Source organism: Methylophaga sp. F-2 (assembly GCF_056859315.1).
In genome coordinates this window covers 104,499-123,419 of sequence record NZ_JBSXOF010000016.1, presented here as the reverse complement: position 1 = coordinate 123,419, position 18,921 = coordinate 104,499, and the positions used below count along the sequence as shown (strand labels likewise).

The window sequence follows — 18,921 nt, the reverse complement described above, 5'->3', positions numbered from 1 at the left end:
TCTATCCTATAATTAATACGACGTTTACTCAGTGATCAATTTCTCATTCTAAGCATCACCGCCAAATAAATCTCGGGTGTAGATTTTATCTTTCACATCAATAATATCTTCAGTGACGCGGTTAGCTAGAATGACGTCGGCTTGAGCTTTAAACTGATTGAGATCATTAACGACTTTTGATCTGAAAAACTCAGCATCCTCAAGCACGGGCTCATAAACGATAACCTCAATACCCTTAGCTTTAATCCGTTTCATCACGCCTTGAATAGCCGAAGCTCTGAAATTATCAGAACCTGATTTCATCACTAAACGATAAATACCAACGACTTTAGGATTTCTGTTGATGATCGAATTGGCAATAAAGTCTTTTCTCGTGGTATTGGCATCAACAATCGCTTTGATGATGTTATTAGGTACATCTTCATAATTTGCCAATAATTGTTTAGTATCTTTAGGCAAACAATAGCCACCATAACCAAATGAAGGATTGTTATAGTGACTACCAATACGCGGATCTAAACCGACACCTTCGATAATCTGACGAGAGTCCAGACCATGCGCTTCTGCGTAACTATCAAGCTCATTAAAGTACGCTACCCGCATGGCAAGATAAGTATTCGAGAATAATTTAATGGCTTCTGCTTCTGTACTATCTGTAACGAGAACAGCCACCTCCGGTTTCAATGAACCTTCAACTAATAGCTGTGCAAACTTTTCTGCTCGCTCACTTTTCTCCCCCACCACAATACGTGACGGATATAAATTATCATATAGCGCTTTACCTTCTCTTAGAAATTCTGGTGAGAAGAAAATATTATCAACACCTAAACGCTGTTTAATTTCAGCAGTATATCCAACTGGCACTGTAGATTTAATGATCATCACAGCATCAGGGTTGATGCTTTTCACATCCTGAATAACGGCTTCTACAGACTTTGTATTGAAATAGTTAGTATCTGGGTCGTAGTCGGTTGGTGTGGCAATGACGACGTAATCGGCATTGGCATAAGCATCTGCTTTATCAAGCGTTGCTCGGAAATCTAATGTTTTATTCTGCAGAAAATCTTCAATTTCAGCATCGACTATCGGTGATTTTTTGTTATTAAGTAGGTTTACCTTCTCCTCAATAATATCTAAGGCCACAACTTGATGCTTTTGAGCTAATAAAACGGCCAGTGAAAGGCCAACATACCCGGTCCCTGCGATTGCTATTTTCATATTTTTACTCAACTGTGACTGATTTGGCTAAATTTCTCGGTTGATCCACGTCAGTACCTTTTATCAAGGCAACGTGGTAACACAATAACTGTAATAAGATATTGTAGGTAATAGGTGCGGTAATTCGACCAACGTTAGTCGTTGCTTTCACCACTTTGAAACTGCTTTCCGAACTGATATCACTGCGCTCATCTTCGAACACAATCATCTGTCCGCCGCGAGCTTTGACTTCCTGTAAATTGGATTTTAACTTTTCCAATAAATCATCTAACGGCGCGATAGCAATAACTGGCATTGTTTCATCAATCAAAGCTAAAGGACCATGTTTCAACTCACCGGCAGGATAAGCTTCTGCATGAATATAACTGATTTCTTTTAGCTTTAAAGCACCTTCCAGAGCAATCGGAAACATCGTTCCTCGACCTAAAAATAAAGCATGTTGTTTATCAGCAAATAACTGAGAGATTTCACGAATCTCTTCTTCATGCTCCAGTGCCATACGAATCAAATTAGGTAGTTTCTGCAAACCACCCGCTATCATTGCTTCTCGCTCTTTGTTTAAGCGTTTTTGCACTTTGCCAATACTCGTTAATAATAAGGCTAGTACAACGAGTTGTGTGGTGAATGATTTGGTTGATGCCACTCCTATTTCAGGCCCGGCATGAGTGAGATAAGTCATATCCGCATCACGAGTCAGACTGCTCTCCGCGACATTACAGATACTTAAGGTAGTAATACCATTTAACTGATGGACCTTTCTGTGATGATTAATTTGATGCAGTGCCGCCAGAGTATCAGCGGTTTCGCCTGATTGGCTTATCATCACAAACAATGTGTTATCAAGAATCACTGGATTGCGATAACGGAACTCACTGGCGACTTCTACCTGGCACGGCAAGCCGATAATATCTTCCATCCAGTACTTTGTCACCATACCGGCGTGATAGCTAGTGCCACAAGCGATGATGTGAATTTGCTCAACTGTTTTAAATATTTGTTCCGCTTTGGGACCAAAACTGGATACCAAAACCTGATCTTGAGTGATACGACCTTCCAGAGTATCGATAACAGCTTGAGGCTGTTCAAAGATCTCTTTGTGCATATAGTGACGATGTTCGCCCAGCTCAACCGAAGTAATGTTAAGGCTTGACTGTTTGATCGGACGCTCGACTAATTCGCCTGTTTCAGCACTATAAATTTCGACCTTATCGCGCGTTAATTTGGCGACATCACCATCTTCAAGAAAAATAAAATTCTGTGTAACGGGAAGCAATGCTGAGACGTCAGACGCAATAAAGTGTTCACCTATACCAATACCGATAACCAATGGGCTTCCCTTTCTGGCAGCCACTAACATATCAGGATGAGACTTATCCATTACGCCTAGAGCGTACGCCCCATCAAAAACTTTCAGAGAACGCAGAACCGCCTGTAAAAGATCATTATCCTGTTGCAGTTCAGCATGGATCTCATGGGCAACGACTTCTGTATCCGTTTCAGAAGTAAAGCGGTAGCCTTGTGTGAGCTGTTTTTGCTTTAATAATTGGTAATTCTCAATTATTCCATTATGTACGATCGCCACTTGGTTATTACAAATATGGGGATGTGCATTATTTTCAGAAGGTATTCCATGGGTCGCCCAGCGCGTATGTGCAATACCAATACGGCCAGTAAAAGGCTCAGTTAATTGATCAACCTTATCCTGCAGTTGTTGTATTTTCCCAAGAGATCTAACACGATGAAGTGCGTTGTTATCATCAAGCAGCGCCATTCCAGACGAATCATACCCGCGATATTCCAGTCTTCGTAACCCTTCCATCAAGATAGGGCTAACATTTCTTTCAGCGATTCCGCCGACTATTCCACACACTTAATTAAATCCTCTTGAAATATAGCACTATATAGAGTTTAACTGAGATTCTAATCATAAAGAATGATCTTGCCTTTACCTTTCCCCAAGCCAATCACTTAGCTCACATTGAGGGATAAAGCCGTCAATCGTGTCTAATAATATAGCCCGCGCTTTTTGACTATCATCATGTTTGTTAGCCAGTTCCAGTTCTCTAATAATTGACACCAGTGCTGACCACTCAATAACACATTCTTCTGCCCGCATAATTTTTTCATGTTTGGTTGCTGACACATTATCGCCGATGAGTAACTCTTCATAAAGCTTTTCACCCGGTCTGAGACCGGTATAGGCAATTTCAATATCACCATCAGAGTTGTCATTATCTCGTACGGTAAAACCGCTTAAATGAATCATACGCCTGGCTAGATCAAGGATTTTAACCGGTTCGCCCATATCAAGAACAAAAACATCGCCACCTTTGCCCATCGCGCCTGCCTGAATAACTAAGGCTGCCGCTTCAGGAATGGTCATAAAATAACGAATGATCTCAGGGTCAGTAACTGTTACCGGACCACCTTTGGCAATCTGGTCTCGGAATAATGGCACAACCGATCCAGAGGAACCCAAAACATTACCAAACCTGACCATAGTAAAGCGCGTTTTGTTATAGAGTGTTTTTGATTCAGCAAAAGCCTGAAGCACTAACTCTGCAAACCGTTTAGTAGCCCCCATGGTATTGGTTGGTCGTACAGCTTTATCGGTTGAGATAAGTACAAAGGTTTCAACTTCAGCATCAATCGCGGCCTGAGCGCAATGTAGTGTTCCAAATACATTGTTACGGATACCTTCATTAGTATTTCTTTCTACAATAGGAACGTGTTTATACGCCGCTGCATGATAAATCGTATTGACGCCAAACCGTCGGCAGACCATCTCAACACGTTGCTGATTAAGCACTGATCCGAGCATTGAGTAAACTGGAATATCTAAAGCCAGTGCTGCCAGTTCACGCTCGATTTGATAAAGATTAATTTCGCTGGCTTCGTAAAGAACCAGACAGGAGGGTGATAAATGAATAATTTGCCGACAGAGTTCAGAACCAATAGAACCTCCTGCTCCCGTGACCATCACCGCTTTCTTAGCAATATTCTTGCTTAATAATTCATTAATCGGCGCGACAGGTTCACGTCCCAATAAATCAGCAATATCGACTTCCTGAATATCTGAAACTTCCAGACGTCCTTCAGCAATATCCATTAAATCCGGTAGTGTTCTGACGTGAACCGGATAATGCTCCAGCAGTTTTAATATCTCACTTCTGCGACGACGACCCGCCGATGGCATCGCAAGCAAAATATCTCTGACCTTGAAACGTTCAATCAGCTTGGCAAGCTGGTCGACACCATAAACCGTCATGCCATTAATTTGTTGTCGCCATAATGTTGCGTTATCGTCAATAAACGCCACGGGACGCATCTGATTACTTAATTTCATCAATGCCGCGGCTTGTGCACCAGCTCGCCCAGCCCCATAAATTAAGACAGGTGGAATATAACGAACGGCATTGAGCTCTTTCCAGAGATGATGATCGCTTTTCACTATCAACCATCTCGCCATCATGCGACTCCCCCCTACAAACAACATCAAGATAATTGCCTGAATGGCATAAACCGTTCTGGGCACTAAACCTGCCAAATCGTTGAATGTTAGAACAATGACAGAAAAAATTAGACTATATAAAAAAACCGCTCTGGCAATTGTCCAGATAGCATCCATGCCGATGTAACGAATAATCGCCCGATATAAACCTGATTTTATAAAAATGGGGATGGCAATAACGGGGGCAAAAACAAAGATCCACAACTGCTGGTTCGGCGGAATATAAAACTCACCTAAGCGTAGAGAAAAAGCTAACCATAATGAGAATGGGATGGCTAAAAAATCCAGTATGACACTGATCGTTCTTTTTACAGGCCGCGGTCTGTTCAAAAACCATAGGCCCATTTTTTTTACAATTGATGGGTATGTCAACGTAATACACTCAGCAAGTTTTGGCTAATACACTTCAAGAAGACAAAAGATTATCACTCTTCTCCACTCATTACCCACTCCAGTGTGGTTTGCCAGTCTGGCAAAGCAAGGTCAAAATGTTGTTTTAACTTTGTATTATCGAGTAAAGAATTAGCTGGACGATTTGCCGGCGTTGGATAATCTCGCGTAGTGATAGGATGAAGCTTCGGCACTGAGTGTCCTTGTGCAGCCATTAAATGAAATATCTGCTCAGCAAAATCGAACCAACTGGCACTTCCAGCACCGGATAAGTGATATATACCACTATGCTTTTGCCAAAAATCTGCTTGCTTATAACTTTGTGAAACCACTTGTGCCGTCACATCAGCAATATGTCGAGACCATGTTGGTGCACCTATCTGGTCATGGACGATAGATAACTGCACCTTATCAATGGCTAATCTTTTCATCGTATTAAGAAAGTTAGCGCCTCTCGCACCATAGACCCAACTGGTTCTGAAGATCAGATATTTATCTGTGGCATTACTAATAGCCAATTCACCTGCCAATTTTGTTCTGCCATACACATTGAGTGGCTGAGTTTCCGCATCTTCGGTCCAGGCTTTATCACCACTGCCATTAAATACATAATCGGTTGAGTAATGAATAAGCGGGATATCACGATTTTTGGCTATTTCAGCTAGTATCTGTGGCGCAAGAGCATTGACCTTATATGCCAGTTCTTGTTCAGTCTCAGCTTTATCAACAGCTGTATAGGCTGCCGCATTGACAATTAAATCGGGTGCCAATTTTTCTACTTTTTCAGCTAACTCTTCTGTCTTGCTTAGATCGAGTGTTTGACTATCTGTGGCAATAACATCGCCAAGGCACGACAGGCTTTTTATTAATTCGTGCCCGACCTGACCACGTTTTCCGGTTATTAAAATCCGCATTAATCGTAAAATTCCGCTTCGTTAAAATGTAATCCCTGCTGATCTTTTGCCGATAGAGAAGGCAACTTGTCTAATAAAGGCCAATCAATATCCAAAGCAGGATCATTCCACAACAAACAGCGTTCGTGTTCCGGCGCATAATAATCTGTCGTTTTATACAAGAAATCGGCAGATTCACTTAACACAAGAAAGCCATGAGCAAAGCCTGGTGGTACCCACAACATTTCATGATTCTCTGCCTTCAGATGCACGCCTACCCACTGACCAAATGTCGATGATGCCTGCCGTAGATCGACAGCAACGTCATAGACCTCGCCGACGATCACACGGACTAATTTACCTTGTGCATGTTTAATCTGGTAATGCAGTCCACGTAATACATTTTGTGTAGAGCGTGAGTGATTATCCTGAACAAATTCGGTGTCTACGCCAGTGAGCGCTTCAAATTGTTTTTTATTGAAGCTTTCCATGAAAAACCCGCGCTCATCGCCAAATACTCTAGGTTTAAGGATTTTTACATCAGGCAGTGTCGTTTCTATGACTTGCATTTAATAAATCTTTTCGTGAATTAAGTTCATTAGATAATCGCCATAGCCACTTTTTACTAATGGTTTAGCTAATGCTAGAAGCTGATCAGCATCAATGTAACCTTGTCGATAAGCAATTTCTTCAGGACACATCACTTTCAACCCCTGACGTTTTTCTATTGTTTGAATAAATTGTGATGCTTCAAGTAACGAATCATGTGTGCCTGTATCCAGCCAGGCCATTCCCCTGCCCATCACTTCTACATGTAATTTGCCCATATCAAGATAGCGCTGATTGACATCCGTTATTTCGTATTCTCCACGCGCTGACGGTTTGAGACTTTCAGCGATATCAACAACCTGATTATCATAAAAATAAAGTCCGGTAATCGCATAACGAGATTTAGGTTTGGCCGGCTTTTCTTCAATACTTAAAGCTTTGCCTGCATCATCAAACTCAACAACACCATAACGCTCAGGATCAAACACAGGGTAGGCAAACACAGTTGCCCCATTACTTCTATCGTCGGCTTCAGACATCAAGTCAGCTAGGTCATGTCCGTAATAGACATTATCGCCCAAAACCAAGGCTGTGCTGCTACCACCTATAAAGGCTTTCGTTAAAGTAAACGCCTGAGCAATCCCTTCCGGTTTTTCCTGTACGACATAACTTAACTCAAGCCCCCACTGATGGCCATCGCCCAACAGTTGTTGCAATCGTGGCGTATCCTGAGGTGTTGAAATAATGCAGATTTCTCTCATCCCCGCCAACATTAATGTCGACAGAGGATAATAAATCATGGGTTTGTCATAAACAGGAAGTAACTGTTTACTTATGGACTGTGTGACTGGATGTAAACGCGTACCGCTGCCACCGGCGAGAATAATGCCTTTACGCTGACTCATGATGCCTGTTCTCCCAGACCAAGACGTTCTTGCTGATAACTACCGTCCATAACACGTTCATTCCATTCACGGTTATTGATATACCATTCAACCGTTTTCCGTAAGCCAGTTGCAAATGTCTCTCTTGGTTTCCAGCCTAGTTCACGCACAATTTTGCTGGCATCAATAGCATAGCGTTGATCATGGCCCGGGCGGTCAGTAACAAAGGTAATCAAATTACGATGAGGTGTATATTCAGACTCTGGTAATAACTCATCCATAATGTCACAAACGCGGTATACCACATCCAGATTGGTGTGTTCGTTAAAACCACCAATATTGTAGCTTTCACCTAATTTACCGTTTTCCAGAACGATTTGTAGGGCTTCAGCATGATCATCAACAAATAGCCAGTCACGGATGTTATCGCCTTTGCCATAGACAGGTAAGGGTTTACCCACCAAGGCATTATTAATGATGAGTGGAATTAATTTTTCAGGAAACTGGTAGGGTCCGTAATTATTGGAACAATTGGTCATTACTACCGGCAGCCCATAAGTATGATGCCATGCACGGACCAGATGATCACTGCCAGCTTTAGTGGCTGAATATGGAGAATTTGGTTGATAAGGCGTTGTCTCTTCGAAAAATCCCGTTTCACCTAATGTGCCATACACCTCATCGGTGGAAATATGATGGAATCGAAACTCTATCGCTGCTTCTTTATCAAGCGTTTTCCAATATTGTCTTGCGGCTTCTAATAAGACGTAGGTGCCCACTAAATTAGTTTGCACAAAATCAGCCGGACCATCAATCGAGCGATCGACATGGGATTCTGCTGCTAAGTGCATTATCGCTGTGGGTCCATACTGTGTGAATAATGCCGCCATTTTTTCAGCATCGCATATATCAGCCTGTTCAAAGTGATAACGAGCGTTGTCTGCAACAGAAAGAAGTGATTCCAGATTACCTGCGTAAGTCAGTTTGTCGATATTAACAATATGATAATCACTGACTTCAATAAGACGACGAATTAAAGCTGAACCAATGAATCCAGCTCCCCCAGTAACAAAAAGTGTTTTCCTTGACACAGATAGCTCTTCTATTTGAGTGAATTGAATATTTGCCAGGTAAAAGTAGCATTAGTCGGACTTGGAAGCAATGCGGAAGCCGTCTTTTTACAGAACTCGACGCATTATTCTAGACAATAAAAAACAGCATCAAAAATAATCATGTTTGATTGCTTTTATTAAAAGTCAGTAATGTAGGGAAGATAAGAATATGGTACGCCCGGCAGGACTCGAACCTGCTACCCTCGGCTTAGAAGGCCGATGCTCTATCCAGATGAGCTACGGGCGCATATGATTTTTACTAAGCGAGGACATGGGTTAAGAAGTGGTCGGGGCAGAGAGATTCGAACTCCCGACCCTCTGGTCCCAAACCAGATGCGCTACCAGACTGCGCTATGCCCCGACTTAATTCGAGAAGTCATCCCCGAAGAAGGCGAAATAATACGTGGTTAGAATTTAAGAGTCAATCACTGTTTTGATATTTTTTGCTGTTCGGCTCACATCATGCGATCATAGCGGCTTTTGCATAAGCGGGAATGATTGAATGAGCGCAAAGATTATCGATGGCAAAGCAGTTGCAGCTGACCTCAAACAACAACTGAAATTAGCGACAACAGAACGACTAGCTGAAGGTAAACGTCGTCCAGGTCTTGCGGTCGTATTGATAGGCGCTAACCCGGCATCTCAGGTCTATGTAGGCAGTAAGCGGAAAAGCTGTGAAGAAATCGGATTTAAATCTGAAGCCTATGATCTTCCGGAAACAACATCCGAGGAAGAGTTACTATCTTTGATTGATACCTTAAATCAAGATGATGAGATTGATGGCATTCTCGTTCAACTTCCACTGCCACAACACATCTCTGCGGAAACCGTCATTGAGCGAATTGCGCCACATAAAGACGTCGATGGTTTCCATCCATACAATATTGGCCGTCTTGCTCAACGCAATCCACAACTCAGACCTTGCACCCCAAAAGGCGTGATTACCTTACTTCGCACTACCGGTGTTGATCTCAAAGGACTCGAAGCAGTTGTGGTAGGTGCCTCAAATATTGTTGGTCGTCCTATGGCGTTGGAATTATTGCTGGCCGGTTGCACAACCACAGTTTGTCATCGCTGGACGAATAATCTGGAAGAACAAGTTCGCCGCGCTGACTTATTAGTGGTTGCCGTAGGCAAACCCAACTTTATTCCAGGTGAATGGATAAAACAGGGGGCTATTGTCATTGATGTGGGTATTAACCGCTTAGAGAATGGCAAACTGACTGGCGACGTTGAATTTGAAAAAGCAAAAGAAAAAGCCAGTTGGATAACCCCAGTACCTGGCGGTGTGGGACCAATGACCGTAGCGACATTGCTAGAAAATACCTTATTTGCCGCCGAAACATTACATAAAAACTAAAGATATAAGCGCCTGCGATAAAAAAGCAGGCGCGCATGTTGTTATAGTCGACGCCAGCTCGTTTTACCGGCAGCGTCCTCAAGCACAATTCCCATTTCAGTCAATTGATCACGAATTTCATCGGCACGAGCCCAGTTTTTGTCAGCTCTGGCCTGATTACGTTCAGCGACTAAGCTATCGATATCAACCGCTAATTGATCGGATGAGCTATCTCCTGTCAGAAATTTATCGGCATCTTGCTGGAAAAGGCCTAGCACGTCACCAAAAGATGACAATAGACCTGCAAGATAAGCGACTGCTTCAGATTGTGCCTGCTCTCTCGCCTTATTTATCGCTTGTCTGACATCAGCCATCACTGACAGTGCTAAAGCGGTATTAAAATCATCATCCATGGCGGCTTTAAAACGTCCACCAAACTCTTCATCATCATGCCAGTTTACCTTCTGTGTTGTATCCACATCACGCAAGGTAGTATAAAAACGTGTTAACGCCGCTTTGGCTTGTTCAAGCTGATCTTCGGCATAATTCAGCGGGCTACGGTAATGACTCGACAGAATAAAATAACGGATAGCTTCTGCAGGGTACTGCTCGAGTACTTCACGCACAGTGAAAAAATTACCCAAAGACTTGGACATTTTTTCATCATCAATACGCACAAAGCCATTATGCATCCAGTAATTCACTGACTGGCAACCATGAGCTCCCTCGGATTGAGCTATTTCATTTTCATGGTGTGGAAACTGTAAATCCTGCCCGCCACCATGAATATCAAACTGCTCACCCAAGCAATGTGCTGACATGGCAGAACATTCAATATGCCAACCAGGTCGTCCCAGCCCCCATGGAGATTCCCAAGCAGGTTCACCGGCCTTGGCGGCTTTCCATAAAACAAAATCCAATGGATCTGTTTTTGCTTCATTGACAGCTATACGTTCGCCGGCCCGTAGATCTTCAATATTACGACCCGATAATTTGCCATAACCGTTGAACTGGCTAACGTCGTAATACACATCACCATTATCAGCTTTATAAGCAAGCCCCTTACTGATGAGGGTCTCAATCATCGCCAATATTTCTGTCATTGACTCAGTGGCTTTAGGCTCAATATCTGGTCTAAGCACACCTAAGGCATCGGCATCCTTGTGCATTTCATCAATATAACGTTCAGTCAATGCCTGAATTGATTCGCCATTTTCTGCAGCGCGTTTAATGATTTTATCGTCGATATCGGTAATATTTCTGACGTAGGTAACGTCATAGCCTAATGCGCGTAAATAGCGTGTGACTACATCAAAAACCACCATCACACGAGCATGGCCAACATGACACAAGTCATATACCGTCATACCACAGACATACATATTGACCTTGCCTTCCTGCAAGGGTTTAAACACTTCTTTCTGTCGGGTGAGACTATTATAGATTTTTAGCATATTAGTTATTTTTTGACGTATCTTCTTTTAAACCAATGGTCAGGTTAAATACCGGTGAATCAACGGTATGGTCATAACGATCAGTGACAAAATAGCCTTCTCGTTCAAACTGGAAAGCCGTCTCTGGCTTGCAATTAACAATAGCGGGTTCCGCAACAGCCTTAATCACCTTCAGAGAGTCAGGGTTAACATCGTCCAGATAGTTACCTGTTTCTTTTCCAGGTGCTTCAGCCAGGAACAATCTGTCATATAAACGCAGCTCAACTTCCTTACCTTCTGTTGCTGAAACCCAGTGAATCACACCGCGGGGTTTCATTTCAGCAGGTGGATTCTGACCCACTGTATTAGGTACTAACGAGGCAATAACTTCAACCACATCACCGCTATCATTCTTGATGACATCATCGGCTTTAATCACATAGGCACCACGTAAACGCACATAGTCGCCTATGACTAAACGTTTGAATTTTTTCCGGCTCAGGCTAGTGTCTTCAGTAAAGTCAGACGCATCGATATAAATCGCTTTTGTAAAAGGTACTGAGCGATACCCCATAGACTCTTGTTGTGGATGATTAGCGACTTCGAGCCATTCAACGCCATCACTTGCATTAGTGATGGTCAGTTTTAAAGGATTGAGTACGCACATCGCTCGTGCTGCGTTTTCATTCAGATCATTTCGAATCTCAAATTCCAGCTGTGCAATATCGACCACACCATCGGTTTTTGCCACAGCAAGACCATTGCAAAATGAACGTAGAGCCGATGCAGTGTAGCCTCGTCTGCGCATACCGGAAATTGTCGGCATTCTGGGATCATTCCAACCAGCCACAATCTGCCCATCAACCAGTTGTTTGAGATTACGCTTACTGGTCACCGTATAATTCAGATTTAGGCGTCCAAATTCGTATTGTTTTGGCTGTGATGGTACAGGCAGATTTTCGATAAACCATTCATATAAAGGACGGTGATCCTGAAACTCCAGCGTACAGATACTGTGCGTCACACCTTCAATCGCATCGCCCTGCCCATGTGCAAAATCATAGCTCGGGTAGATACACCACTTGTCACCGGTTTGATGATGCGCTTTTTTGCGAATGCGATACAAAATTGGATCACGCATATTCATATTAGGCGAGGCCATATCAATCTTCGCTCGCAGCACACAAAAACCTTCGTCAAACTCACCCTGCTTCATTTTTTCAAACAAAGTCAGGTTTTCTTCAACACTACGGTTGCGGAAGGGTGACTCTTTACCTGGCTTAGTTGCCCAGCCACGATACTCACTTGCTTGCTCAGCAGTCAGATCACAGACATAAGCTTTGCCTTGTTTGATCAGATGAATAGCCCAGTCATAAAACTGTTCAAAGTAGTTTGATGCATAACGCACATCGCCTGCCCATTGGAAGCCAAGCCACTGTACATCTTCTTTGATAGCTTCGATAAACTCCTGCTCTTCCTTTGCAGGATTGGTATCATCGAAACGTAAATGACAGTCGCCGCCAAACTCCTCGGCCAGTCCAAAGTTCAGACAGATAGACTTGGCATGCCCAATATGCAGGTAGCCATTTGGCTCAGGTGGAAAACGCGTGACGATTTTTCCAGTCACCCTTCCAGTATCAAGATCTTCCTGAATAATAGGACGAATAAAATTATGATTAACAGCTGATTCGGACATATCGAATGACAAATTTATATGAAAACGCGCATTATACGCTCTCCGCCGGGCTGGGTAACAGCGCTGTTTTGAATAGTGATTCAATAATGCTTTAAATACTGGTTGATTATTGCTTTGCTAGCAAACATTAAGTGGACTCATCAACTACCTTATATTTTTCTGTTTTATCGTGCAGGCTCTTCACAAAAGTCATATCCATACCTATCACTTTGTTCCCATAAGAATGCATATTGCTCTATCATGTCGACTTTAAAATTGATCCTGGACATATCCTTATGATCAGACGTTTTGTGCAAATGCTGTGTTGGCTATTTGCCATTTTTTCTTTTTCAATACAAGCAGATGGGACATCCAAAATGCCACAAGTTAAACTTGAAACCAGTCTTGGTGATATCGTTATCGAACTCAATGAAGATAAAGCACCTGTCACGGTTGCCAACTTCCTTGGTTATGTCAACGATGGTTTCTATGACGGTACGATTTTTCATCGTGTCATCAAAAACTTTATGATTCAGGGTGGTGGTTTTACTCAAGAATTTCAGCAAAAAACCACAAAAGCAGCGATTGAAAATGAAGCTGATAATGGTTTGAGCAATAAGCGTGGCGCAGTTGCTATGGCAAGAACTAATGACCCACACTCAGCTACAGCTCAGTTTTTTATTAATACCGTTGATAACGGTTTTCTCGATTTTCAGGCTAAAGTGCCCAGCGGTTGGGGCTATGCTGTATTTGGTGAAGTGATTGAAGGCATGGACGTCGTCGATGCCATAAGAGAAGTCGATACCACCATGCGAGGTCCTCATCAAGATGTACCTGCAGAAGATATCGTCATCATTAAAGCAACTGTTATCAATTAATCAGACAAAACCTGCTTGTTATTTTACAAGCAGGTTTCTCTCCCATGACCAAACTGTTTATTTCCGATCTTCACTTAAACCCAGCCAGACCTGAATTAACCGCACTTGCCTGTCATTTTCTGCAACAGCAAGCTGATACCGTCTCTGACGTTTTTATACTGGGTGATATTTTTAATACCTGGTTAGGTGATGATTTAGTTCCTGATGAATTTGCTGACTTTATCGAAACACTGCGATCTTTAACGCAAGCAGGTGTAAAACTTTATCTTATGGTCGGCAATCGTGATTTCATGCTGGGAAAAAGATTTGCCGATTCAGTCAATGCCACTTTAATTCAGGATGGCTATCAATTAGAACTGGCAGGCCAACCAGCACTGTTATTACATGGTGATAGTTTATGTATCGATGATGTCGGCTATCAACGTTATCGCAGAGTGGTTAATAATCGTTTTTTGCAGTGGTGTTTTTTAAAACTACCCGCCCGCTTTCGTCAAAAAATATCCGATAAGATCAAACAGCAAAGCCAGCAAAAGAAACAATATAAATCGAGCCAGATCATGGATGTGAATCAAGCAGAGGTTGAGAAAATTATGCTTGAGAATAATGTCAAACTACTGATTCATGGCCATACCCATCGTCCAGCCATTCATCAAGTCTCATTAACCAACAATAGCGATGCCTATCGAATTGTATTAGGTGATTGGGAAGATAAAGTCAGCTATCTATTAGTCGATGATCAGCAACTTACCTTACATGATCACCGACTTAATCATCAGCAACAATCTTTACGATTTTTTTGAGTTCTCATCTAGCACCTGAATTAACTTTTCAGGTGGCAAATAACCAGGCAGAATCTGACCAGATTCAAGGAAGATAGATGGTGTGCCCTGTACACCTAATTGTTGTCCAAGTTCAAATTCTGTTTTGACTGGATTAACACAAGTTTTGGTGGCAATTTCCTGTCCTTGCTTAGCCTTGGTCATGGCTTTTTGTCTATCTGCGGCACACCAAACATTAACAGCATCATCGTAAGATTTAGAGCCTATCCCGCCTCTTGGGAAAGACATATAACGCACACGAATTCCCAAATCATTGTATTTTTCCATTTCCGAGTGCATCTTGCGGCAGTAGCCACAATCAATATCGGTAAACACGGTAATCGTATATTTGGCCTTTTCAGGACCAAAAATAATCATGTCTTTTTCATCGAGCTTATCAAGCGCTTCTTTGCGTAAACTGACACGGCGTTGCTCAGTTAGATTCGTTCTTGAATCCAATGAAACCATATCACCCTGAATCACATAACGACCATCTTTAGAAAAATACAAGATTTGTCCATTGATAACCGCTTCGTAAAGTCCAGTATCGTCTATCGCTTTGAGGCTGCTTACTTTCACATCCTGTAATGACTTTTCTATTTTTTTACGTAGCTCATCATTATCGGCATGAACAACACTGACACCTAACAAGGACAGGACTAATATGGTGTATTTCAACATGGGACTTTTAATCTCTAAAATTATTAAACTGCAGTGGCATATCGATTTTATCGTGACTTTTTAACATCGCAATAATCGTTTGTAACTCATCACGTTTTTTGCCTGTTACCCTGACACTTTCTCCCTGAACAGCGGCTTGCACTTTCACTTTGCTTTCTTTGATGAGCTTGACGATAGTCCGGGATAACTCTTTATCAATACCTTCTCTAACTAATACATCCTGTTTACGCATTTTTCCATTACCAACAGAATCCTTAACCTCTAAACAGCTAACATCGACACCGCGTTTAACTAACTTGAGTCGCAAAATATCAAGCAGTTGATCCAACTGAAAATCACTGTCAGCATGCATAGTCAGTACTTTGTCAGACTGTTCCACTTTGGCGTCAGTTCCACGAAAATCAAACCTGTTCTTCAATTCACGATTTGTCTGATCCACTGCATTGGCAAGTTCATGTTTATCCACTTCAGAAACGATATCAAAAGAAGGCATCTGTTCACCTAAATTACGCTATAAAAATTCGAGCCAGTTTAGCATTTGTGATTGATATCGTCAGTGTTATAAGCACTCAACCACGGGGATGATGTTGACCATGTAATTGTTTTAATCGCTCTTTGGCTACGTGGGTGTAGATTTGTGTCGTCGATAAATCAGAATGCCCCAGCAATAACTGAACCACTCTTAAGTCAGCCCCATGATTCAATAAATGTGTCGCAAATGCATGTCTCAACGTATGTGGCGACAAATGTTTTTCAATGCCCGCTTGACCAGCATAGCGTTTAATAATGTACCAGAAGGCTTGCCTGGTCATCGCTTTACCACGACGAGTGGGAAATAAATCATCTGTTATTTGCCCATTTAATATAGCCGGTCGACTTTCGTATAAATATTGCTGTAACCAATCTAAAGCGATTTCACCGATAGGTATCAGGCGTTCTTTATTTCCTTTACCAATACAACGAATTAAACCTTGGCGAAGATTCACCTGCTCAAACTGCAGTGACACCAACTCAGATACCCTTAATCCTGCAGCGTAGAGCAGTTCCAACATGGTTCTATCACGTAACCCTAATGGGTCAGTAATATCAGGTTGTGTCAGTAAGGCCTCGACTTCGGCTTCGGTGAGACTATCAGGTAAGGAACGACCAAGTCTAGGTGAGTCAAGTTGTGCTGTCGGATCAGAATCACGTATGTCTTCACGTAATAAATAACGGTAAAAACGTCGTAATGAGGACAGCAGCCTGGCTTCACTACGGACTTTTCTTCCTTCTCGTAGGCGTTGGCTTTGATAACGTTGGATATCCAGCTGGGTGGCTGAAACTAAATCAATATCAAACTGAGCTAACCAGGCTGAAAAGGCTAATAAATCTCGTCGATAAGCATCAACTGTATGCTGACTCAATCCAGATTCTAACCATAGGCTGTCAAGGAAAGGTTCAAGATAATAAGAAGACTGTTGCTCGCTCATATAACTACTATTAAATATCTGATATTTGATAGTAACAACTAAGCAATAAAAAAGGGCAGTGTATACACACTACCCTTTCTTTCCAATCGTCGTTTATGACAATGCGGATTATAGTTTTTCTTTAATACGTGCTGCTTTACCAGTCAGGTCACGTAGATAATAAAGTTTAGAACGACGCACATCACCACGACGTTTTACTTCAACACTTGCAATGGCTGGGCTGTGTGTTTGGAAAACACGCTCAACACCAACACCGCTAGAGATTTTACGAACAGTGAATGCTGAGTGCAGACCACGGTTACGTTTAGCAATAACGATACCTTCAAACGCCTGTTCACGTTCGCGGTCGCCTTCTTTGATTTTAACTTTAACAACAACAGTATCACCCGCTGAAAATTCAGGGATATCCTGTCTCACTTGTTCAGCGTTAAGCTGTTCGATAATGTTACTCATTGTTAACTCCCAACTAATCCTGCCCGCTCTCGGCAATAAACTCTTTTAATAGCGCAGTCTGCTCACTAGTCAAAGTCTCTTTGTCTAATAAGTCAGGTCGTCGCAACCATGTTCGTCCCAAGGACTGTTTGAGACGCCATTTACGAATCGCTTCATGGTCGCCTCCCAGCAATACCTCGGGTACTGACTGGTCATCTAAAACTTCTGGTCTGGTGTAATGAGGGTAGTCTAATAAGCCATCCACAAAAGAATCCTGCTCAGCAGACTGTTCATCACCTAACACACCGGGTATCAATCTGGACATACCATCAATCATAACCATGGCTGCCAGTTCTCCACCACTGAGGACGTAGTCACCTATCGACCATTCCTCATCAATCTCTTTTTCTATCAGGCGTTCATCAACACCTTCATAACGGCCGGCCAGTAAAATCAATTTCTGTTTACTTGCCAGTTGTTCCAGACTTTTCTGGTCCAACTTTTTGCCTTGTGGTGACAAATAGATAACGGTTGCCCCATCTCCCAGCTTTTGCTTTGCTGCTGTGATGGCCTCTTTCAAAGGCGCAACTTTCATTACCATTCCAGGACCACCACCATATGGCCTGTCATCTACCGTTCGATGCCGATCATAGGCAAAATCACGCGGATTCCAATAGTCTAAATTGAGTAGACCATGTTTCACCGCCCGACCTGTTACTCCATATTGAGTAATCGCATCAAACATTTCAGGAAAAAGGGATATAACACCAAGGTGCATTATCCGATTTCCATCAATAATCTTCACTCCAATCTACCTGGATAATTTCTTCATCCAAATCGACCAGTTTAACAATCTCATCCACTACAAATGGAATCAATATTTCCGCTTTTTTCCCTTCAGCTTTAACAACCAGCACATCATTTGCACCAGTTTCAAGCAGATGGTCGACTTTACCTAAAACCTGATTCTGAAGATTAACCACTGTCAGACCTTCAAGGTCATTCCAGTAAAACTCGTCTTCATCTACGGGTTCCAGTTGCGATTTTTTAATCGCTAAGTCTGCTCCAACCAGCGGCTGAACCTGATCACGGTCAGTGACGTTTTCAATCCCCATCACCACACCTTTACCTTGCAATCGACCACCAGACACTTTGATTTCAATCCAATCGCCACGTCTGGATAAAAATAACGGTGAATATTGCAAAATATTGGTACGAGGTTCGGTAAAAGAATACACCTTCACCCAACCTTTGACACCAAAGGCACCGGATATTTTACCTACCGGGATAAACTCCTCGGATGTTGACATAATACCCTGACAACCTAATTATTAAGCGGCTTTTTGAGCTTCTGCAATCAATTTAGCAACGCGTTCTGATGTTTGTGCGCCTTGGCTAATCCAATGTGCAACGCGGTCTAAATCAACACGAAGTTTTTCTTCTTGACCACGAGCAATCGGGTTGAAGAAACCAACGCGTTCGATATAACGACCATCACGTTTGCTGCGTGAATCAGTTACTACGATACCGTAAAAAGGGCGTTTTTTAGCGCCACTGCGAGTCAATCTAATTGTTACCATAATTTAGCCCGTTGAAAACTGGATCGGAAAACCGTCGTATTCTACGCAAGTCTCCGAAG

19 protein-coding genes and 2 tRNA genes are annotated in these 18,921 nt (G+C 42.4%); 3 read left to right on the top strand and 18 right to left on the bottom strand.

Annotated features, from left to right (window positions below; genetic code table 11):
- Nucleotides 1-48 precede the first annotated feature (48 nt).
- The 9 genes from AC13DA_RS04835 to AC13DA_RS04795 all read right to left on the bottom strand — a co-directional run bounded on the left by AC13DA_RS04835 (nucleotide 49) and on the right by AC13DA_RS04795 (nucleotide 8,918).
- Nucleotides 49-1,218, bottom strand: a complete 1,170-nt coding sequence (locus AC13DA_RS04835) for a nucleotide sugar dehydrogenase (RefSeq protein ID WP_284451872.1) — start codon at nucleotides 1,216-1,218, stop codon at nucleotides 49-51.
- 4 nt (nucleotides 1,219-1,222) lie between these two features.
- Entirely contained in the window at nucleotides 1,223-3,088 is a 1,866-nt protein-coding gene (glmS, locus tag AC13DA_RS04830) for a glutamine--fructose-6-phosphate transaminase (isomerizing) (RefSeq protein WP_284451873.1), read from the bottom strand.
- Nucleotides 3,089-3,163: 75 nt separating this feature from the next.
- Nucleotides 3,164-5,074: a nucleoside-diphosphate sugar epimerase/dehydratase gene (locus AC13DA_RS04825; RefSeq protein WP_284451874.1), complete on the bottom strand. Its 1,911-nt coding sequence runs from the start codon at nucleotides 5,072-5,074 to the stop codon at nucleotides 3,164-3,166.
- Nucleotides 5,075-5,154: 80 nt separating this feature from the next.
- The gene (rfbD, locus tag AC13DA_RS04820; RefSeq protein WP_284451875.1) at nucleotides 5,155-6,033 is read right to left on the bottom strand and encodes a dTDP-4-dehydrorhamnose reductase; all 879 of its coding nucleotides are present in this window, start codon (nucleotides 6,031-6,033) and stop codon (nucleotides 5,155-5,157) included.
- Complete coding sequence (gene rfbC, locus AC13DA_RS04815; RefSeq protein WP_284451876.1) at nucleotides 6,033-6,581, bottom strand: dTDP-4-dehydrorhamnose 3,5-epimerase; 549 nt, start codon at nucleotides 6,579-6,581, stop codon at nucleotides 6,033-6,035. The genes rfbD and rfbC overlap by 1 nt, the downstream gene beginning before the upstream one ends.
- Nucleotides 6,582-7,466 (bottom strand): glucose-1-phosphate thymidylyltransferase RfbA, encoded by an 885-nt coding sequence (gene rfbA / locus AC13DA_RS04810; protein WP_284451877.1) that lies wholly within the window; start codon nucleotides 7,464-7,466, stop codon nucleotides 6,582-6,584. It abuts the gene before it with no gap.
- Complete coding sequence (gene rfbB, locus AC13DA_RS04805; protein ID WP_284451878.1) at nucleotides 7,463-8,536, bottom strand: dTDP-glucose 4,6-dehydratase; 1,074 nt, start codon at nucleotides 8,534-8,536, stop codon at nucleotides 7,463-7,465. Before rfbB ends, rfbA begins: the two co-directional genes overlap by 4 nt.
- A gap of 191 nt (nucleotides 8,537-8,727) precedes the next feature.
- A tRNA-Arg gene (locus AC13DA_RS04800) sits at nucleotides 8,728-8,804 on the bottom strand.
- Between the two features lie 37 nt (nucleotides 8,805-8,841).
- Nucleotides 8,842-8,918, bottom strand: a tRNA-Pro gene (locus AC13DA_RS04795).
- A gap of 141 nt (nucleotides 8,919-9,059) precedes the next feature.
- Here AC13DA_RS04795 and folD point away from each other — a divergent pair.
- Nucleotides 9,060-9,917, top strand: a complete 858-nt coding sequence (folD, locus tag AC13DA_RS04790) for a bifunctional methylenetetrahydrofolate dehydrogenase/methenyltetrahydrofolate cyclohydrolase FolD (RefSeq protein ID WP_007145949.1) — start codon at nucleotides 9,060-9,062, stop codon at nucleotides 9,915-9,917.
- A gap of 41 nt (nucleotides 9,918-9,958) precedes the next feature.
- Here the strand turns inward: folD and cysS are convergent, their stop codons facing one another.
- Both cysS and AC13DA_RS04780 read right to left on the bottom strand, forming a co-directional pair.
- On the bottom strand, nucleotides 9,959-11,350 hold the full coding sequence (gene cysS / locus AC13DA_RS04785; RefSeq protein WP_284452328.1) for a cysteine--tRNA ligase: 1,392 nt from the start codon (nucleotides 11,348-11,350) through the stop codon (nucleotides 9,959-9,961).
- A 1-nt stretch (nucleotide 11,351) separates the two neighbouring features.
- Nucleotides 11,352-13,025, bottom strand: a complete 1,674-nt coding sequence (locus AC13DA_RS04780) for a glutamine--tRNA ligase/YqeY domain fusion protein (protein WP_284452329.1) — start codon at nucleotides 13,023-13,025, stop codon at nucleotides 11,352-11,354.
- Nucleotides 13,026-13,300: 275 nt separating this feature from the next.
- On the opposite strand from AC13DA_RS04780, the gene AC13DA_RS04775 reads away from it, so the two are divergent.
- Both AC13DA_RS04775 and AC13DA_RS04770 read left to right on the top strand, forming a co-directional pair.
- Nucleotides 13,301-13,882, top strand: coding sequence for a peptidylprolyl isomerase (locus AC13DA_RS04775; RefSeq protein WP_007145952.1), 582 nt, complete (start codon nucleotides 13,301-13,303; stop codon nucleotides 13,880-13,882).
- 44 nt (nucleotides 13,883-13,926) lie between these two features.
- Nucleotides 13,927-14,682, top strand: a complete 756-nt coding sequence (locus tag AC13DA_RS04770; protein ID WP_284452330.1) for a UDP-2,3-diacylglucosamine diphosphatase — start codon at nucleotides 13,927-13,929, stop codon at nucleotides 14,680-14,682.
- Here the strand turns inward: AC13DA_RS04770 and AC13DA_RS04765 are convergent.
- The 7 genes from AC13DA_RS04765 to rpsP all read right to left on the bottom strand — a co-directional run bounded on the left by AC13DA_RS04765 (nucleotide 14,668) and on the right by rpsP (nucleotide 18,862).
- Nucleotides 14,668-15,381 (bottom strand): DsbC family protein, encoded by a 714-nt coding sequence (locus AC13DA_RS04765; RefSeq protein ID WP_007145954.1) that lies wholly within the window; start codon nucleotides 15,379-15,381, stop codon nucleotides 14,668-14,670. The genes AC13DA_RS04770 and AC13DA_RS04765 overlap by 15 nt on opposite strands.
- 7 nt (nucleotides 15,382-15,388) lie before the next feature.
- A complete protein-coding gene (locus AC13DA_RS04760) occupies nucleotides 15,389-15,874 on the bottom strand; it encodes a YajQ family cyclic di-GMP-binding protein (RefSeq protein WP_284452331.1) in 486 nt (161 codons plus the stop codon).
- Nucleotides 15,875-15,950: 76 nt separating this feature from the next.
- Nucleotides 15,951-16,850, bottom strand: coding sequence for a site-specific tyrosine recombinase XerD (gene xerD, locus AC13DA_RS04755; RefSeq protein ID WP_284452332.1), 900 nt, complete (start codon nucleotides 16,848-16,850; stop codon nucleotides 15,951-15,953).
- A gap of 108 nt (nucleotides 16,851-16,958) precedes the next feature.
- Nucleotides 16,959-17,303: a 50S ribosomal protein L19 gene (gene rplS, locus AC13DA_RS04750; protein ID WP_007145957.1), complete on the bottom strand. Its 345-nt coding sequence runs from the start codon at nucleotides 17,301-17,303 to the stop codon at nucleotides 16,959-16,961.
- Between the two features lie 13 nt (nucleotides 17,304-17,316).
- Entirely contained in the window at nucleotides 17,317-18,060 is a 744-nt protein-coding gene (gene trmD / locus AC13DA_RS04745; protein WP_284452333.1) for a tRNA (guanosine(37)-N1)-methyltransferase TrmD, read from the bottom strand.
- 13 nt (nucleotides 18,061-18,073) lie between these two features.
- Complete coding sequence (rimM, locus tag AC13DA_RS04740) at nucleotides 18,074-18,592, bottom strand: ribosome maturation factor RimM (protein WP_273182600.1); 519 nt, start codon at nucleotides 18,590-18,592, stop codon at nucleotides 18,074-18,076.
- Nucleotides 18,593-18,613: 21 nt separating this feature from the next.
- Complete coding sequence (gene rpsP / locus AC13DA_RS04735) at nucleotides 18,614-18,862, bottom strand: 30S ribosomal protein S16 (protein ID WP_040576276.1); 249 nt, start codon at nucleotides 18,860-18,862, stop codon at nucleotides 18,614-18,616.
- Nucleotides 18,863-18,921 lie beyond the last annotated feature (59 nt).

Coding starts and splice junctions, on each gene's coding strand:
- AC13DA_RS04835 (WP_284451872.1), bottom strand. CDS start 1,218: ATGAAAATAGCAATCGCAGGGACCGGGTATGTTGGCCTTTCACTGGCC.
- AC13DA_RS04825 (WP_284451874.1), bottom strand. CDS start 5,074: ATGGGCCTATGGTTTTTGAACAGACCGCGGCCTGTAAAAAGAACGATC.
- rfbD (WP_284451875.1), bottom strand. CDS start 6,033: ATGCGGATTTTAATAACCGGAAAACGTGGTCAGGTCGGGCACGAATTA.
- rfbC (WP_284451876.1), bottom strand. CDS start 6,581: ATGCAAGTCATAGAAACGACACTGCCTGATGTAAAAATCCTTAAACCT.
- rfbA (WP_284451877.1), bottom strand. CDS start 7,466: ATGAGTCAGCGTAAAGGCATTATTCTCGCCGGTGGCAGCGGTACGCGT.
- folD (WP_007145949.1), top strand. CDS start 9,060: ATGAGCGCAAAGATTATCGATGGCAAAGCAGTTGCAGCTGACCTCAAA.
- cysS (WP_284452328.1), bottom strand. CDS start 11,350: ATGCTAAAAATCTATAATAGTCTCACCCGACAGAAAGAAGTGTTTAAA.
- AC13DA_RS04780 (WP_284452329.1), bottom strand. CDS start 13,025: ATGTCCGAATCAGCTGTTAATCATAATTTTATTCGTCCTATTATTCAG.
- AC13DA_RS04775 (WP_007145952.1), top strand. CDS start 13,301: ATGATCAGACGTTTTGTGCAAATGCTGTGTTGGCTATTTGCCATTTTT.
- AC13DA_RS04770 (WP_284452330.1), top strand. CDS start 13,927: ATGACCAAACTGTTTATTTCCGATCTTCACTTAAACCCAGCCAGACCT.
- AC13DA_RS04765 (WP_007145954.1), bottom strand. CDS start 15,381: ATGTTGAAATACACCATATTAGTCCTGTCCTTGTTAGGTGTCAGTGTT.
- AC13DA_RS04760 (WP_284452331.1), bottom strand. CDS start 15,874: ATGCCTTCTTTTGATATCGTTTCTGAAGTGGATAAACATGAACTTGCC.
- xerD (WP_284452332.1), bottom strand. CDS start 16,850: ATGAGCGAGCAACAGTCTTCTTATTATCTTGAACCTTTCCTTGACAGC.
- rplS (WP_007145957.1), bottom strand. CDS start 17,303: ATGAGTAACATTATCGAACAGCTTAACGCTGAACAAGTGAGACAGGAT.
- trmD (WP_284452333.1), bottom strand. CDS start 18,060: ATGCACCTTGGTGTTATATCCCTTTTTCCTGAAATGTTTGATGCGATT.
- rimM (WP_273182600.1), bottom strand. CDS start 18,592: ATGTCAACATCCGAGGAGTTTATCCCGGTAGGTAAAATATCCGGTGCC.
- rpsP (WP_040576276.1), bottom strand. CDS start 18,862: ATGGTAACAATTAGATTGACTCGCAGTGGCGCTAAAAAACGCCCTTTT.